The following is a 15848-nucleotide window of genomic DNA, read 5'->3' as shown; positions in this document are numbered from 1 at the left end:
TTTTTTGATCAGAGTGGAATGATTTTTATATAAAGCCCACAGCATTAAAACGCAGCGGGTTTGTCTGACAGTTCATACTCCAGCGTTCCTCCCTGCGTCAGCAGTTCGAAGGGAATGGCGTTGCGCCGCAGTTTTTTACCGTTGAATGTGGGCCGGTGCAGATAGATATTCTCCGCGCCGTTATTGCGCGTTACGATCGCTATCTTGTCGCCCTTGTAATATTTTTTATTCAGTTTGATCTCCACCTTGTTGAACAGGGAGGAGCCGATCTGCATTTCCGGTTTGGCTGCCGCGCCGCCCTGTACATCGAAGAGGCCGATGGCGCTCAGCACGTACCATGCGCCCAGCTGACCCTGGTCTTCATCCTGCCCGTAACCGTACCCATGAATGCCCTCGGTGCCGTAGAACTCGTTGCAGATGGCCCTCACCCACTTCTGGGTAAGATGCGGTTTGCCGGAGTAGTTGAACATCCAGGACATCTGCAGGCAGGGCTGGTTGCCGTGGTTGTAAGGAGCGCTGAGGCCGGAGAAAGCATCGATGGTAGTACCGCCGCCGAAAGTTGTTTTTTGCGCCGCGGTGAAGATGCTGTCCAGCCGCTTGTTGAATTCCGCCTTGCCCATTTTTTTGATCAGGCCCTGCGGGTCGTGCGGTACGTAAAAAGAGTACTGCCCCGCATTCCCTTCCTGGAAGCCGCGCCAGGGCTCGGTGGGTTTGAAATTGTCTGCGAAGCGGCCGTCGGCGTAACGGGGACGCATATATTTTGTTGACGGGTCAAAGATATTTTCCCAGCTTTTCGAGAGCTTCAGCAAAGTGGCGTAATCGCTTTTCTTCCCGAGCTTCTTTGCCCATTGGGCCACGGCAAAAGCGCTGAAGGAATATTCCAGCGTGTGCGAGCCGGAGAAGCACCACTGGCCGGGAGCCGGATCGATATGGTCCACATAGCCGTATTTCCGGAAGCGCTCCACATCGTCTTTACCCGCACCTTCCGGCCGGTTTTCATAACCGATCTCGTTCTTCAGCGATGCGGCGTACGCTTTGGCCACGTCAAAATCACGGATGCCGTAGTTATACGCGCCCGCCATCACGAGGCTCACGAAGTTGGTGCCTACGCCGGACACATATTTGCTGGAGGCAATGCCATCACCCAGCCAGCCGGCGTCGTTGTATACCAGCAGCTGGCTGCTGACGAAGTCGGAATAATATTCGGGATAGGCCAGCGCCCAGAGGGGCGTCAGGTTCCAGAAAGCGCCCCATACGGCGTCTGTGTTGTAATGGTTATGTAAGGGAACACCTTGTGCGTTCAGGGGGATCTGCCCCACGCCGCCGGTGTTTTTCGGATAAGCGCCGTTCACATCGCTGGCGAGGCCGCGGCCCAGCACCGCGTGATACAGGCCGGTGTAGAATTTCACATGGTCAGCTTCCGCGCCACCGGTTACGGTGATGCGGCCGAGGTAGTCGTTCCATTTTTTGCGGGCCTGCTGCTGCGCCTGATCAAAGTTCAGGGAAATGGCTTCTGCCTGCAGGTTGAGGCGGGCATTTTTGATGGAGGTATAGGAAAGGCCGAGGCGCACGGTAACGGCTTCCCGGTCTTTGGTGGCAAAGGTCAGGTACAGCCCCGCTCCTTTTCCGCTGATCGCTGTTTCCCCGGCGTTCTGCGTTTCACCGCAGAACGTACCGAAGGAGGCGGGCTTTTTGTCTACCTCCGCGGAAAAGTACATGGCTACCTCTGCGCCGCGCTGATACTTCTGCACGTACTCGGGCAGGGTGATCACGTAGCCTTCAATGCGGCCGTCGGGCGTGAGGTAAACGCGCGCATCTTTCACTTCGCCGCTTTCGCCCTGCTTGTTGCCGATATCGAAAAGGATATGGGCATCTTCGCCGGCGGGAAAGGTAAAGCGTTGAAAGGCCACGCGCTCGGTGGAGGTTACTTCCGCCTTGATGCCGTAACGTTTGAGTAATACGGAATAATAGCCCGCGGTGGCATGTTCGTCCGCGCGGTCAAAAGCGGAGCGGTAGCCGGATAAAGAGTCTTCCAGCTTGCCGGGGATGGTAATGAGCTGTCCTTTCGTGGGCATCAGTGAAACGCCGCCTACCTGGAACTCGTGGAAATTGGGGAACCCTTCAATGGAGGTGTGCCTGTAGTCGTATCCCACGGCTTCCCAGCCGTTGGGGTTTCCATAATGCCCGTTGGTGGACGGGCCCGGCTTTGCCATACCGAATGGCGATGCGCCGGGCGCAAAATGGAACCAGCGGCAATGCGCCGTACCGATCAGCGGATCTACATAACTGACGAGATCTTTCCTTTCCTGCGCACTGAGATGAGATACTGTAACCAGCAGCAACAACCAGAGCATCCAATTTACCTTTCTCATACCTTAATTGTTTTGTGATGATGAAAGTCCGGAGTATATATATACCCCGGACTGTTCCGTTTTATTTTACAAAAGCCTTTACCACCTTCGCGGTAGCATCGCCTTCGTTGATGATCCTGTAAGACCCTGCCGCGGCAGGTATCGCAAATGTTTCCGCGTAGCTGTACCGCTGCCGGAATCCATTGGCGGTTTCTACGAGTATGGATTGGCCTTCCACCAGCATCAGCACATGGCATTTGTTGCCGGTTTCCACCTTAACGCTGCTGGCAAATTCTATCCGGTGCAGATCATAAAAATGTTCCGCGTGGGTAGGTGCGTGCACCAGTTGCCAGTCTGCTCCCTTATCTATCACCTGCTGTTTCGAGATCAGCTCTTCCTTTACCTTCGCGCCTTTGCGGCTGAAGTCGAGGTTTTTGAAAGCGTGATCGATGTTGATGGGCCTTGGCTTGCCGTTGAGGTCCAGCCGCACCCAGTCGTACATTTTAAAGGTGAAGATGTAGGGCGTGGCGCTGACTTCCAGCACCAGGTTGTCTTTCCCGGAGCTGTGCACCGTGCCGTTGGGGATCAGGAAAAAGTCGTGTTTGTTCGCCTCATGCACCTGCACATACTTTTCAATGTCGATCGCCTGGTTAGCGGCTACGCTTTCTTCCAGCGCCTGGCGGAAAGCGGCGGGATCGATATCGTCCTGGAAGCCCAGGTATACCTTTGCGCCCTTTTTGCAATCCAGCATGTAATAGGTTTCGTCCTGCGTGATGGTTTCACCGAACTGCTCCTGTATGTACTGCACACGGGGGTGGCACTGGATGGAGAGGTTACCGCCATCGAAGGTGTCCAGGAAATCGAAGCGGATGGGAAAATCAATGCCGAAGCGTTGCTGATCCTGTCCGAGCACTTCCTTTGAATGCTCCATCATCAGCCAGTCGAAAGCTATTTCGAGCAGGTTGCCATCGCTTTCAAACACCAGCCCGTTTTCCGGAACGATCATTTCAAAAGACCAGGCATAGTTCACTTCTTCCTTGTTGAGGCCGGGAATTTTTTCCTTCATCCAGTCACCGCCCCATGCGCCGGCCTCGAACCAGGGTCGTACGCGGAAAGCGTTGCGGGAGAGGTATTGCAGCCCTTCGCTGATGTGGGCGTGACTGGCCCAGCTGATCTTTTCTTTCCACTGACCGTCCGCGATCACTTCGATGCGGGACAGTATCTGCTGCTTGTGCGCATTGAGCAGCACCCAGTCAACGAAGTAGAAACGCTTGTAGGTTTCCTGGTTATCGTCCCAATGCTGCTTGCCGAGGTTGTTGGCCGTACGGGCGCGCATGCGGTATTGCAATTCGTTCTTGGGAAGATCCACATACACCACCGGCGCCTGCAGCGCCGCGAGTGCCGCGCCCACGCCAATAACAAGGGTGATGCCTTCAGCGGCGGGCTGTATATTTTGTAATTTTTCGTTATCGAAAAAGTCTTTTAAAGTAATGGAAGCCCTTCTCCCCCATACCGTTCCTTTCTCCCCGAGGAAAGGCGCTACCAGCGTTTCTATTTCACCGGAAGATTTCATGAGTGTGGAGGTGTATACGAGGTTCACGGCTACGCCGGCAGCCGTCAGCTCCCGCTCGAGGGAGCTGCCCATATACTCCCAGTCGTTACCGATATATCCGTCAATCAAAATAACATTACGGCCGGTCATCCAGTCAGCAAGGCTGGCATATCCGCTCCGGATCCTGCCTGCTTCCAGCCGGGCGAAAGGGTACATGTCGTACGTACCCGCCGGGGGAAGCTGTTTTTCTGCCGTTGTAGCCGGCAGCAGGGGTTGGGTTGTTTTTCTCCAATTCATCATAGTGTTCATTTTCTATCGCGCATTGTTATTGTCGTGACCGAGTATGGATTTGCATAACCACGCGGCGCCGGACAGCGCGGAGTTTTCACCGCGGCCGGAAATATGCACGCTTGTCTGTATGCTGTTTTTCCGCAGACTAGCCTGCAGTGCGGGCAGGAAGTAAGGGTGTGCCTTGCGGATATTGCCGCCGATCACCAGCCGCTCCGCTTCAAAATCCCGCAGCCAGGGAGATAATACTTCGCCTAAAGCGTGGCCCAGTTCCGTGAACAGCGCCAATGCCGTGGCATCCTCCTTCTCCGCCAGCTCCCCGATGCTTTTCACTTCGCTCAGGCGCTGCCCGGTGCGCTGTTGATATTCGTTCAGCAGCCAGCGGGAGGAGATATAATCTTCCGCAATGCCGGAGCGGTAAGGCAGATGATAGATGTATCCTTCCGGCGGCACGCCTTTTCCTTCGTGAACGATGATGTTATCCCGCAGGAAAGTTCCGCCAAGACCGGTACCCAGCGTAACCGCCACCATCCGGCTGCAGCCGGCGCCTTCTCCCGCCCAGGCTTCGCCGAGGGCGAAACAGGAGGCATCGTTTTCGAAATAGATGCCTTTCTCAAACTGCAGGGACGCTTCCAGTGCCGTGCGGATATTAAGCCCATAAAGAGATTCGTATTTGGCGACACCTTTGATCAGCGATATGCCACCGGGATAATCGAAAGGCCCCGGCATGGCGATGCCGATGGCGGCCACTTCCTTGTTGGCGGCGGAGAGCACATGCTCGATAGCGGCCGTCCACCGGGAAAGGATATCTTCTGCGCCGGCGCCGGCATTCACGGGTTCCTTGTACTTGGATTCATCGACTACCGCGCCATTGGCAAGATCTACCAAAGCCGCCGTAATGTGGGAACCACCAATATCCGCACCGATCACATAATTATTGTTCATATGTTTGAACATATTAAGAATGAAGAAAAAAATTCTCCTTTTCCTGCGTGGAGCAAAAAAAGGAGGTCATAACGGATCAGCTTTCTGATCTGATTTCAATCGAATAAGTGAATTTGTCGGACCTGTAGAAGCCGACATTGTATTCCACTGGTCTGTCGCCCGGATCGTACACGAAGCGTTCCCTGAAGAGCACGGGGCACTTAGGGTCTACCTGCAGCTTTTTAGCCACATTGCCGGCCATCAGCGCACTGATATGTTCGCTGGAACGCACGACAACGATATCGAATTTTTCGGACAACAATTGATACAACGGCCGGTTCAGGTCGTCATTTGCTGTAAGGGTGATACGTGGATGGAAGTAACTTTCGAAGTAAACGATCGGTTCGCCGTTTACGCCTTTGAGTTTACTGAGTTTGCAGACGGGCGTGTTGAGCGCAATATTGAAAAAGCCGGCGAGCTTTTCATCGGCTTTTACTTTTTCCAGCGTCAGCAACAGGTTGGAGGTGATGATACCGCGTTTGGACATCTCCTTGGTGAAGCTTTGCCAGTCCTGCAGGCTGGTGGAAAGCTGCCGTTGCGCCACTTTTGTGCCCACACCCTTTTTCCGGGCGAGCAAACCTTCGTATTCCAGCTTGTTGGTGGCCTGCCTGATGGTGTTCCTGGAAACGCCGAGCCGGTTGGCCAGCTCCACTTCCTTCGGCAGGAAGGAGCCGTTCTGATATTCCGGCTGGCTGATCAGGTCCCGCAGCAGTTCTTCCACCTGTATGTGGAGCGGTAATTTGCTTTTATGGTCTATCTTCAAACTCATGTATGAATGTTCAAACATACTAAAGTTTTGGAGAAAAACAAATTTCTGTTAATTCTTTTTTTTGGATGCCTGCGTACCCATAAGAAAAGAAGTTATCTATAAGGATAACGGAGCCGGGGCCGCTTGCAGAATGCGCGTGGTTGCTGCCTGGACATCCTTTTTTCATACTTTTGGGCAAATTCGTTAAACCCATGCAAACAACGGATATAGCCGGATATATGAAATTGCATTTCCCCGACCTGGAACCTTCCCTGCGCGAAGCCATCGCCCGTACCGGCATGCTCCGTGAAGTGCCCGCGGGCGAAACACTCATGCGCAGCGGGCAGTTCCTGAAGTATACGATGCTGGTGGCGGAAGGCCGCATACGGGTATACCGTGAAGGAGAAACGGAAGGAGAAATATTCATGTATGATCTTGAACCAGGCAGCGCCTGCGCATTGTCCATGATCTGCGCGGCGTCCGCAAAGGAAAGCAAAGTGATGGGAAAAGCGGAAACCGATGCCGTTGTTGTTATGCTGCCCATTGAGGAAATGGAAAACCTGATGCGTGAATACAAAAGCTGGTACCGCTTTGTGGTAGAATCTTACCGGAGCCGTTTCGAGGAATTGCTGGAAGTACTGGACAGCATAGCATTTCACAGTATGGACGAACGTTTGCAGCTTTACCTTGCCAAACAATCTGCAAAGCTTGGCAACAGCATATTACAACTGACCCACCAGGAAATAGCCACCGATCTTAATTCTTCCCGCGAAGTTGTTTCCCGGCTGCTGAAAAAGATGGAGCAGCGGGGCCTGGTAAGCCTTCACCGCAATGCAGTGGAAATAAATTTCCCTGTGTAACCAAAGTCACCAATTTTGGCCGCGGCATGGATGAGTTTTGCATTATTAAAACATCCATGCAATGATCATTGGTTATCTGGCTGCGGCTTTGCTGCAGCCCTGGCCCTGGTATGTGGCTGGCCCCTTAATAGGTCTTACGATGCCGGCCCTGTTGCTGCTCGGCAACAAATCCTTTGGCATCAGCTCTTCCCTCCGGCATATGTGCGCGGCCTGTTCTCCGCGAATTCCATTTTTTAATTACGACTGGAAAAGCGAAGCCTGGAACCTGTTCTTTGTAGCGGGAATATTCCTGGGCGGCATTGTATCAGCCTTCTGGCTAACTGCTCCCGGCGCCGTAGAGGTGAACCCTGCGCTGGTCAAAGAACTGGCTGGCTACGGGATTGGTACCGGCGGGCTGATGCCGGAAGACCTGTTCAGCTGGCAATCGCTTTTCAGTTTTCGGGGGTTGCTAATAATAGCGGGCGGAGGCTTCCTGGTGGGCTTCGGGGCCAGGTATGCCGGAGGCTGTACAAGCGGGCATGCCATTATGGGCCTGTCAACGCTTCAATGGCCTTCGCTGGTGGCGACCTGCTGCTTCATGGCGGGCGGGCTGCTGATGACGAACTGGCTGCTGCCGCTTATTCTTTCTCTTTAAAAAAAACTGCTGAAAATATGATGAAGCATCAGAAAATACCTGTACCGGTTTATGCGGGCCTCACAGAAAAATGGTCCGGACAAAAATGGTATTATTTGTTCAGATATGCATTGGTTGGCCTCCTGTTCGGGATCGTATTCGTAAAAGCGGAAATTATCAGCTGGTACCGCATCCAGGAAATGTTCCGGTTCCAATCTTTCCACATGTACGGCGTAATCGGCAGCGCGGTGCTTACAGGCATGCTGTCCGTCTGGTTGATCAAAAAATTCAGATGGCGGGCCATGAACGGGGAACAGATCACTTTTCAAAAGAAAAAATTTCATAGAGGGCAGGTCTTCGGCGGTTTGCTATTCGGTTTGGGCTGGGCGCTGACCGGCGCCTGCCCCGGCCCGCTGTTTGCCCAGATAGGCACAGGCGCCACCGTGGTAACTGTCACTTTGCTGAGCGCGGTTACGGGTACCTGGGTATACGGCCGGTACCGTGAAAAACTGCCGCATTGATGAAACAATCATCACCGCTTTTGGTGACTGAGGTCACCGTTTCCCTCCCATCATCGTACTAATTTGCATACAGATTAAAATGATCAGATAATGAAAATACAGCAATTCGAAGACCGGCCGCTGGCGCATTATTCCTACGCGGTTCTTGATGAAAGCGTATCGGAAATAATATTGATCGATCCCGCCCGGGACATAACGCCTTATCTGGAGTTTGCGCGGAATCACAACGCCAGGATAACAGGCGTGATAGAAACGCATCCGCATGCCGACTTTGTAAGCAGCCACCTTGAACTGCACCGCCATACCGGCGCCACGGTTTACTGTTCCCGGCTGCTGGGCGCGTATTATCCGCATACGGGTTTTGACGATGGGGACGAGATCGTACTGGGAAAAGTGAAACTAAGGGCGCTGAATACGCCGGGGCATTCTCCTGACAGCATCAGCATCGTACTGGAGCATGAAGGAACGGACAAAGCGGTGTTTACCGGCGATACACTGTTCGTGGGCGATTGCGGCCGCCCGGACCTGCGTGAGCATGCGGGAAGCATCATGGCGGCACGTGAGGTGCTCGCCAGGCAAATGTATCATTCGCTCCGCAACAAGCTGGGCACGCTGAACGATGCCGTGAAAGTATACCCCGCACATGGCGCAGGCTCCCTTTGCGGGAAATCCCTCAGCCAGGAAAGCAGCAGCACCATAGGCGATGAAAAGCGTTCCAACTGGTCATTGCAAGAGATGACGGAAGATCAGTTTATTGCAGCACTGATCAGCGACCAGCCGTTTATTCCTCCTTATTTCGGATATGATGTGGAGGTAAACCGGAAAGGTGCCGATACCCTGCAAGATGCGCTCGCGAAGGTCAGCACTTCCAGTACGCCTGTTGTGCCGGAGCCGGGTGCGCTCATTATCGACGCGCGGCCTGCCGGTATTTTCAAAAGTGGCGCCCTGCCGGGGTCGGTTAACCTGCAGGAAGGCAATGCCTTTGAAACCTGGCTGGGAACACTGGTGAAACCCGGTGAAACCTTTTATCTCGTTGCTGAAAATCCGGAAAAATTTTCCGTGCTTGCCGCACGGGTTGCGAAGATCGGGTACGAGCCGTTCATAAAAGGGGCATTTGTACTAAAGGAAGGCCCGGTTAAAATGGAACAGCTGGATATCGCGGATTTCAAACTGAACGAGGCTGCTTATACGATCCTCGACATCCGCAATGCGGCTGAAGTAGCTGCCATGCCTGTGTTCAGGGATGCATTGCACATCCCGCTCCATGAGCTCAAGGAAAGAGCAGGCGAAGTACCAGAAGAAAAACCGGTGGTCGTGCATTGTGCGGGAGGCTACCGCAGCGCTGCCGGAAGCAGCATCATGGCGGAAGTGTTGCGCGGCAAAACCAGCGTATATGATCTGGGGGAAACAGTGAAAGAATTTACCCTGCCGGTGCAACAGGTTTAAATCAAGAGCCTTCCAGCATTTCATGGTACGGATATAAAGTTAAAGGGGCCGCCTCAAAAGTAACTCGATGGCAGCCCCTCCCATAACTGTCATCAGCGCCATGCGTCGTCATACGCATTTTTGATCAGCGCTTCGGGTGATCCCAGGTTTGTATTGCGGGCATTGCTGTGCCATGCTACCTGTACGTTATTGGGGAAATGCATTACTACGGTATACACGCCCCTCGTCAGGCTATCAGCCCACACGCCGTTTTTGTAATAGTAAGCACCATGTTTGCCGGTGATCGTTCTGTCGTAACCCATAAAATCTTCTTTCATCTTTTTCATCATCGTATCGCTCACCAGCTTGCCTTCCTCTCCTGCCGCCAGCACGGCTGCCATTTCGGGGCTGTTCATGTACCAGCCACCGGGACCGGCTTCCAGGTAAGTGGTGTAGGTTGTGATGCCGGACAGACCGGGTTGTTTGAAATTGTAATAGAGCGTCATCCTTCTGTCCATGTTCTTCGGAGTGATCGTACCGGATTCGTTCCAGGGGCCTACGTTGATCTTTGACCAGTCCGGGATGCCCGCCTTCTTGAAGATCTTTTCACGTACGTAGGTGCGGTGGAATTGCGATACCACCTCGTCCGCCGCCGCATCGCTCAGACCTTCCAGGCCCTTGGTGCCGTTAACGATGCAATAGAGCAGTACACGGCAAATTGAATAGTTGCCATTGCGGTAAACGTAAGCGGCTTTGCCGTAGCCTGTTGTGGGCTGCTGCATGGTGGCGCGTATGGCCTGGTAATCGCCATCGCCTACGTGCTGAAGGCCGGCGTAATGCTGTAGCAACAGAGCCACAGTCAGCGGATTGTTCTCTTCAGGGATGTTCCACCATGCAGGCAACAGGTCAACGAGGCGTGCTTTTTCATTCTGGCCTTTGTCTTCCAGCGCCTGCAGGATCGCGAAGGCGGTGATCGTTTTTGAACAGCTGCCGGTGCCCTGGCGGGTCAGTATCTCGTAGTCTACTTCTCCGTCTTTGGGGTTGCGGGCTTCACCACCGAAATCGTATTTCACGATCTTGCCGTTCTGGCTGATCGCAAAAGAATAACCGACCGTTTTGCCGTCGCAGGCAGCTTTGAGGTTTTTGCGGAACAGTTCGGCGTCGAAGCCTTTGTTTACAAAATCATCGATTTTTTTACAACCGGAAATAACTGCTCCGGTGAGGGCCAGCCCGATAGCGGCTGTTTTGATCATAGTTTTCATTTTCGTTAGATTTTTTTGAGGTTTATGCGTGCAAGGTAGTGTGGCCGGGGACGCAGGCGCTGATGGTTTTAACGGAACGGGGGTTTGGGTTAACGTATCTTTCTTTCTGCTGCTACCATGCTGCGGCGGTATGGGATCAGTATGGGAACACCGAAAGATCGCTGAAGGCAAGGTGGACTTGATGTGGTGATGATACGGTTTTGATTTGCAGTAGAAGAATGCGGGGGACAGTGTTTCCAGGGCATGGAGAATCTTCCCGCAAGATGGAGATTGCAGGAAAAGATGGAGGTTTCGATGTTTTTGTGAAGGTGTGGGTTGTAACGTTCAACGGATGTTCACCAAAATATTGCGCTCTGGCCGGGTGAAGACCTATTCCCTTTGGATAACATGCCGGGGATGATTCGCTTGTGATTGCTGCTCTTGCCGTGCCTGCATTGGGGTTGATGCATCCAGTATTGCTTGTAACCGTTGCTGTAAAGCGGTCTGCTGCCCGTGTGAGGGCTTGTGAAAGACCTGTGCTGTTTCCGGTTCTCTTACGGCGATGATGTCTGCCGCAAGGTATTTCCTGTTATTGGAGGGAGCGTTGCCGTTCATGCCTCTTACCTGCAAAGTCACTATTAATGTGCCCTTGCCCGGTACATCCACATCCAGTGCGGCACCTGCGAAAGATTCGCGGGTGTTGAGCATGATCATGGCAGTATCTGTACGTACTACGCGGCGCTCTGTAAAACTGATGCGGGTGGCGATCACTTTTACTTCAAACGCGGTGATACCTTTGAACTGCGGCAGCTCCTGCGCGGGAATATGCAATACGCCGTCTTCAGAGAGTGTGGGGTCCATGCAGAAGAACCGGTCTGTTCCCGTGTGCTGATTAAACCGGAAGCCCGCCAGCGCGGCGTTGTTCTCCCTGCCGGCTTTGATCAGCAGCCTGTTCAGCCGGTTGATATGACTGCCGTCGTAAGGAATATCCAGCGCATCAGCGAAAGCGCTGCGGATGAGGCGCCCTTTTTTGCTGGCTGCACCGAAGCGCAGGGCGGCGCGTTTAGTGGCTTTGGTCTGCCGGACGGAGGCCGGCATGCTGCGGAAATAATGTTTACCATCGCGGTAATAGCCGATCATGTTGGCGGCTTTCCCCGTGAAGGTGAACAAAGATGTTTGCGTAGCCATAAAGCGATTGTTTTGGTTATTGTAAATATAACACAAATAAAAGAACGTTACCAGACCTCCTATCAACGAGGGATAAAAAATACTTTTATGCAGTTGGAGATTTGATCTGAGAATGAGCCGCGGTTGTGATAAATGCCTTATACTTCCTGTAAGGCTGCCTTGCAGGAAGTATAAGTGGTGTACGTTTGGAACCTTAATTGTCTTTCTGATTTCTCTTTTGAACTTCTTTATAGCGTTTATAAGCGGACTTAGCGAGCCTATCGAGCTCCTTGCTTTTATAATACAACAAAGTTCGATTTAAGACTGCCTTTAAGCCTTCTTCCCTGTACACAGTTGGCGGAAGAATACTTTGATAAAATGCCTTCCCTACGCTATCTGCCTCTTTTGCAAAATCATCGTGCCCGATCAAGTCGAAATTTATTGCCGGCGAAACATCATTAGAATCGACTTGTGGCTTCGATTGTTTAATAGCGGAAATAGCTACTATGTTTTTGTACGTGTCCGTCCATACTTCCTTCTGTGGCTGGCGCTTTTGAGAGGCACACCCATAAAAAAAACATATTGCCAATAAGACCAGTTTAAAATATCGCATTTTTTAAAAATTAGTGAAGTTCTCAAAAATAAACTGCATTCACATGTCCACTCGCGCCAAAACTACCGGGATAATTGGGTATCATTATGATAAAATTTTCTTCATGGAAATAGTGGGATTTTAAGTACAAACTATTTCGAATATAAACAAAAGAACTTCTCCTAAAATGTCACGTTTATGTATTTTTATATTCGATAAACGAATTTTGCACGACTAGTTATGGGCGCTTGTTCGTTCTGTATCGGAAAGTATTCTCCTTTTGAAAACAGGTACAAAAATGTACTATCGTATGAACATGAAAAGCACCCTACTGGCCGCACTGCTCTGTTTCAGCACCGTCTGCGCAAATGCCCAACGGCCATCTGTCATTCCATTACCACAATCGTTACAATGGAACACGGATCAGTTTGCACTGGAAAAATGCAGGGCTATCGTCATAACACATCCTTCGTTAAAAAAAGAAGCGGTACACCTGCAACAGATGATCGCTGAAAAGGCGCATACTGTAAGCATTGTTGAGGCCAGCGCAGCGGAAAAGCTTTCCATCACACTAAAACTGGATACGGTAAAGGCAGGCAGATTGGCCGCGGAAGCTTACCGGCTGGAAGTCAGCCGCAACGCCATCATCCTCACCGCCAACACTCCTCACGGCATATTCAACGGACTGCAAACACTCTCCCAGCTGACGGACGGTAACGGATTTGTGCAAGGCTGCCGCATTACCGATTATCCTGCATTCGCATGGCGGGGATATATGGTGGATGTAGGCCGGAATTACCAGTCCCCTGCCCTGCTAAAGCAGCAGATAGACATCATGGCCCGCTACAAGCTGAATGTTTTTCACTTTCACCTGACGGAAGATGTTGCCTGGCGGTTGCAGATAAAAAAATACCCGCAGCTGACGGCGGCGAAAAACATGTTACGCAATAAGGGATCATTTTACGGTATCGATCAGATGAAGGAGCTGATCCGGTATTGTAAGGACAGGTATATTATGCTGGTGCCGGAAATAGATATGCCGGGGCACAGCAAAGCATTCACCCGTGCCATGGGAGTGGATATGCAAAGCCCGCGGGGTGTAGGCATCATAACAGATATCATCCGCGAGGTGTGCAGCACTTATGACATCTCTTATCTGCACATTGGCGCTGACGAGGTGAAAATAACGAACGAACAGTTCCTGCCGGAGATCACAAGGATCATCCGGGAATATAAAAAGGAAGTGGTGGGATGGGCGCCCGGCGGCAATTACGACGATCGCACGATCCACCAGCTATGGAAGCCGGAAGACGTTAAAGGCGGCACCCGGTATATAGATTCCCGCTTCCTGTACATCAGCGACTTTGACCCGCTCAACAGCGTGGTGACCATTTTTAACCGGCAGATGGGCGGAAAGTCCTATGGTGATTCCAGCTTACTGGGCGCGGAATTTTGCCTGTGGAACGACCGGAAAGTACGGCAGGAATCCGACCTCATCACCATGAACCCTGTTTACCCTGCTATGCTGGCTTTTTCCGAACGCAGCTGGAGAGGCGAAGGCTATCCCGGCGTGGTATTCAGCATAGGTCCCGATTCGGCGGACAGGGCGCAGGCATTTACGCAATTCGAAAAACGGTTAACAGACCATAAACGGAAATATTTTACCACGCTGCCGTTTGTTTATGTGAAACAAACCCATATCAAATGGAATTTATTTGGCCCTTTCGATAACAACGGCGATCTAAGCGCATCCTACTGGCCGGAAATGAAAACCGCCTCGCCGCAGGACTCCACCCCTGCCGTACAGGCCACCGGTGGCACAGTATGGTTGTGGCATACGCATGGCCCTCCCGTTAAAGCCTGGCTTCCGACGCCGGAAGAAAACACTACCTGGTATGCCTATACGCGGTTCTGGAGCGATGCTGATGCGGTGATGCAAATGTGGCTGAACTTTAAAGATCTTTCCCGCTCAGGCGCCGATGCCACGCCACCCAAAGGCGAATGGGATTATATGAAAAGCAGGTTATGGATCAACGGGGAAGTGATAGCGCCTCCGCAATGGGCGCACCCCGGCCGTTCCTCCGGCAGGCTGGAAGAGCCCATGACCGATGAAGGATTTTACTACCGCCCGCCCCGCGCCGTGAAAGTTCAAAAGGGATGGAATACCGTGCTGGTGAAACTTCCGATGAGCGCCTTCGATCCTGACCTGGACTGGCAGGTACCACCCAAATGGATGTTTACAGTGATACCGGTGCGCCGCGGGAAGGGAATCAACTGGTATGCGGACGAGATCAGGTTTCAGCCGGGAAAGGCAGGAAAATAAAATAACACCGGCCGCTCCCGCCGGATTCGCCTTTCAATGACGTACATCATCCCCACCCGTCACCACCATCATTCTTTTTTCATTGTATCCATCAGAAATTCGGGTTGTCAAGTTATATCAACACCATGATATCATCCACCCGAAATATTACAAACGTTCTCAAATATCTGCAGATCGCCGTGCTGGGCAGCGCTGCCTTATATTTCGGGAAAACGCTCTTCATTCCGCTTTTCATGGGCCTGCTGATCGCCATGGTCATGTACCCCATAGCCCGGCGCCTGGAAAATAAAGGCGTAACAAAGATCATTTCCGTCACCTTTTGCATCACCATTGTTGCCGTCATTTTTGCAGCTTTGATCGGTCTCCTGCTCTGGCAGATGCGGACCTTTATACGGGATTGGCCAATGGTCGCGCATAAGCTGGAAGAGGTCTTCCGGCAAGTCCAGCTGTGGCTGGCGAAAAATTTCCAGTTGACAACGGAAGTACAGGATGGATGGCTTCAGAACCATGCCGGCAACCTCGTCAGTTTTCTGGCCCCGGCGCTGAGAGGCATGGTGAATGTATCGGCCAATACCTTGTTCATGCTGTTCATGATCCCCGTTTTTGCGGCTTTATTCCTTTATCACCGCCAGGTGTTCGTCAGGTTCCTCCGGCAGTTTTTCGGCCCCCGGTATGAAGGCCGGCTGGAACAGATAATACAACAGGTGATCGGCACCTATTTCAGGTATATCAAAGGAATGATCATGGTATATATCATCGTGGGCATATTGAACAGCCTTGGATTGATGGCGCTGGGCATCCCTCACGCCATATTATTCGGCATGCTTACCGCGATCATGACCATTATACCCTATTTCGGCATCATCATCAGTGCGATGTTACCGGTTTCCGCCGCCTGGGCCACCCATGAGTCCATCTGGTATCCGCTTGGAGTGATCGGCGTATTCTCTTTTGTGCAATACCTGGAAGCGAATGTTATTTTTCCGAAAGTGGTAGCGGTACAACTGAACGTCAGTACATGGGCAACGCTGGTAGCCATTCTCGCGGGGAGCATTATCTGGGGTATGGCAGGCATGGTGCTGTTCATTCCCTTTGTAGCCATACTCAAGATCGTGGCAGACCATATGAATGACTGGAAGGGCCTCCGGATGCTGCTATCCCGGAACCCTCCGATTTGATACAC

The 15848-nt window shown here is 52.2% G+C and carries 13 protein-coding genes; 6 read left to right on the top strand and 7 right to left on the bottom strand.

Going from position 1 to position 15848, the window contains the following annotated elements; translation table 11 throughout:
- Positions 1 to 44 precede the first annotated feature (44 nt).
- The 4 genes from CCY01nite_RS16570 to CCY01nite_RS16555 all read right to left on the bottom strand — a co-directional run bounded on the left by CCY01nite_RS16570 (position 45) and on the right by CCY01nite_RS16555 (position 5944).
- Entirely contained in the window at positions 45 to 2372 is a 2328-nt protein-coding gene (locus tag CCY01nite_RS16570) for a GH92 family glycosyl hydrolase (RefSeq protein WP_146864185.1), read from the bottom strand.
- 61 nt (positions 2373 to 2433) lie between these two features.
- Positions 2434 to 4203, bottom strand: a complete 1770-nt coding sequence (locus CCY01nite_RS16565; protein WP_146864184.1) for a class I mannose-6-phosphate isomerase — start codon at positions 4201 to 4203, stop codon at positions 2434 to 2436.
- A gap of 12 nt (positions 4204 to 4215) precedes the next feature.
- Positions 4216 to 5136 (bottom strand): ROK family protein, encoded by a 921-nt coding sequence (locus CCY01nite_RS16560; RefSeq protein WP_186831100.1) that lies wholly within the window; start codon positions 5134 to 5136, stop codon positions 4216 to 4218.
- Between the two features lie 76 nt (positions 5137 to 5212).
- Entirely contained in the window at positions 5213 to 5944 is a 732-nt protein-coding gene (locus CCY01nite_RS16555; protein ID WP_146864180.1) for a GntR family transcriptional regulator, read from the bottom strand.
- Between the two features lie 218 nt (positions 5945 to 6162).
- On the opposite strand from CCY01nite_RS16555, the gene CCY01nite_RS16550 reads away from it, so the two are divergent.
- The 4 genes from CCY01nite_RS16550 (at position 6163) to CCY01nite_RS16535 (ending at position 9363) form a co-directional block, all read left to right on the top strand.
- On the top strand, positions 6163 to 6783 hold the full coding sequence (locus tag CCY01nite_RS16550; RefSeq protein ID WP_246129962.1) for a Crp/Fnr family transcriptional regulator: 621 nt from the start codon (positions 6163 to 6165) through the stop codon (positions 6781 to 6783).
- Positions 6784 to 6844: 61 nt separating this feature from the next.
- Entirely contained in the window at positions 6845 to 7417 is a 573-nt protein-coding gene (locus CCY01nite_RS16545) for a YeeE/YedE family protein (protein WP_186831099.1), read from the top strand.
- Between the two features lie 17 nt (positions 7418 to 7434).
- The gene (locus CCY01nite_RS16540) at positions 7435 to 7917 is read left to right on the top strand and encodes a DUF6691 family protein (protein WP_146864175.1); all 483 of its coding nucleotides are present in this window, start codon (positions 7435 to 7437) and stop codon (positions 7915 to 7917) included.
- A gap of 90 nt (positions 7918 to 8007) precedes the next feature.
- Entirely contained in the window at positions 8008 to 9363 is a 1356-nt protein-coding gene (locus CCY01nite_RS16535; RefSeq protein WP_146864173.1) for an MBL fold metallo-hydrolase, read from the top strand.
- A gap of 92 nt (positions 9364 to 9455) precedes the next feature.
- Here the strand turns inward: CCY01nite_RS16535 and CCY01nite_RS16530 are convergent, their stop codons facing one another.
- The 3 genes from CCY01nite_RS16530 to CCY01nite_RS16520 form a co-directional block, all read right to left on the bottom strand.
- Positions 9456 to 10604 (bottom strand): serine hydrolase domain-containing protein, encoded by a 1149-nt coding sequence (locus CCY01nite_RS16530; protein WP_146864172.1) that lies wholly within the window; start codon positions 10602 to 10604, stop codon positions 9456 to 9458.
- 369 nt (positions 10605 to 10973) lie between these two features.
- Positions 10974 to 11771 carry a hypothetical protein gene (locus CCY01nite_RS16525; protein WP_186831098.1) on the bottom strand — a complete coding sequence of 266 codons (798 nt, stop codon included), beginning with the start codon at positions 11769 to 11771 and terminating at the stop codon, positions 10974 to 10976.
- A gap of 193 nt (positions 11772 to 11964) precedes the next feature.
- The gene (locus tag CCY01nite_RS16520; protein WP_146864170.1) at positions 11965 to 12363 is read right to left on the bottom strand and encodes a hypothetical protein; all 399 of its coding nucleotides are present in this window, start codon (positions 12361 to 12363) and stop codon (positions 11965 to 11967) included.
- A 295-nt stretch (positions 12364 to 12658) separates the two neighbouring features.
- Between CCY01nite_RS16520 and CCY01nite_RS16515 the strand changes: the two genes are divergently transcribed.
- Positions 12659 to 14665, top strand: coding sequence for a beta-N-acetylhexosaminidase (locus CCY01nite_RS16515; RefSeq protein WP_186831097.1), 2007 nt, complete (start codon positions 12659 to 12661; stop codon positions 14663 to 14665).
- A gap of 125 nt (positions 14666 to 14790) precedes the next feature.
- On the top strand, positions 14791 to 15843 hold the full coding sequence (locus tag CCY01nite_RS16510; protein ID WP_246129961.1) for an AI-2E family transporter: 1053 nt from the start codon (positions 14791 to 14793) through the stop codon (positions 15841 to 15843).
- Positions 15844 to 15848: the final 5 nt, after the last annotated feature.

The organism is Chitinophaga cymbidii (assembly GCF_007992715.1).
Lineage (GTDB): Bacteria > Bacteroidota > Bacteroidia > Chitinophagales > Chitinophagaceae > Chitinophaga > Chitinophaga cymbidii.
The sequence above is the reverse complement of the archived record's forward strand: the minus strand, read 5'-3'. Positions and strand labels throughout refer to the sequence as shown.

Bases quoted from the DNA above. Each gene is read 5' to 3' on its own strand.
- CCY01nite_RS16570 (WP_146864185.1), bottom strand. From the start codon at position 2,372: ATGAGAAAGGTAAATTGGATGCTCTGGTTGTTGCTGCTGGTTACAGTA.
- CCY01nite_RS16565 (WP_146864184.1), bottom strand. From the start codon at position 4,203: ATGATGAATTGGAGAAAAACAACCCAACCCCTGCTGCCGGCTACAACG.
- CCY01nite_RS16560 (WP_186831100.1), bottom strand. From the start codon at position 5,136: ATGAACAATAATTATGTGATCGGTGCGGATATTGGTGGTTCCCACATT.
- CCY01nite_RS16555 (WP_146864180.1), bottom strand. From the start codon at position 5,944: ATGAGTTTGAAGATAGACCATAAAAGCAAATTACCGCTCCACATACAG.
- CCY01nite_RS16550 (WP_246129962.1), top strand. From the start codon at position 6,163: ATGAAATTGCATTTCCCCGACCTGGAACCTTCCCTGCGCGAAGCCATC.
- CCY01nite_RS16545 (WP_186831099.1), top strand. From the start codon at position 6,845: ATGATCATTGGTTATCTGGCTGCGGCTTTGCTGCAGCCCTGGCCCTGG.
- CCY01nite_RS16540 (WP_146864175.1), top strand. From the start codon at position 7,435: ATGATGAAGCATCAGAAAATACCTGTACCGGTTTATGCGGGCCTCACA.
- CCY01nite_RS16535 (WP_146864173.1), top strand. From the start codon at position 8,008: ATGAAAATACAGCAATTCGAAGACCGGCCGCTGGCGCATTATTCCTAC.
- CCY01nite_RS16530 (WP_146864172.1), bottom strand. From the start codon at position 10,604: ATGAAAACTATGATCAAAACAGCCGCTATCGGGCTGGCCCTCACCGGA.
- CCY01nite_RS16525 (WP_186831098.1), bottom strand. From the start codon at position 11,771: ATGGCTACGCAAACATCTTTGTTCACCTTCACGGGGAAAGCCGCCAAC.
- CCY01nite_RS16520 (WP_146864170.1), bottom strand. From the start codon at position 12,363: ATGCGATATTTTAAACTGGTCTTATTGGCAATATGTTTTTTTTATGGG.
- CCY01nite_RS16515 (WP_186831097.1), top strand. From the start codon at position 12,659: ATGAAAAGCACCCTACTGGCCGCACTGCTCTGTTTCAGCACCGTCTGC.
- CCY01nite_RS16510 (WP_246129961.1), top strand. From the start codon at position 14,791: ATGATATCATCCACCCGAAATATTACAAACGTTCTCAAATATCTGCAG.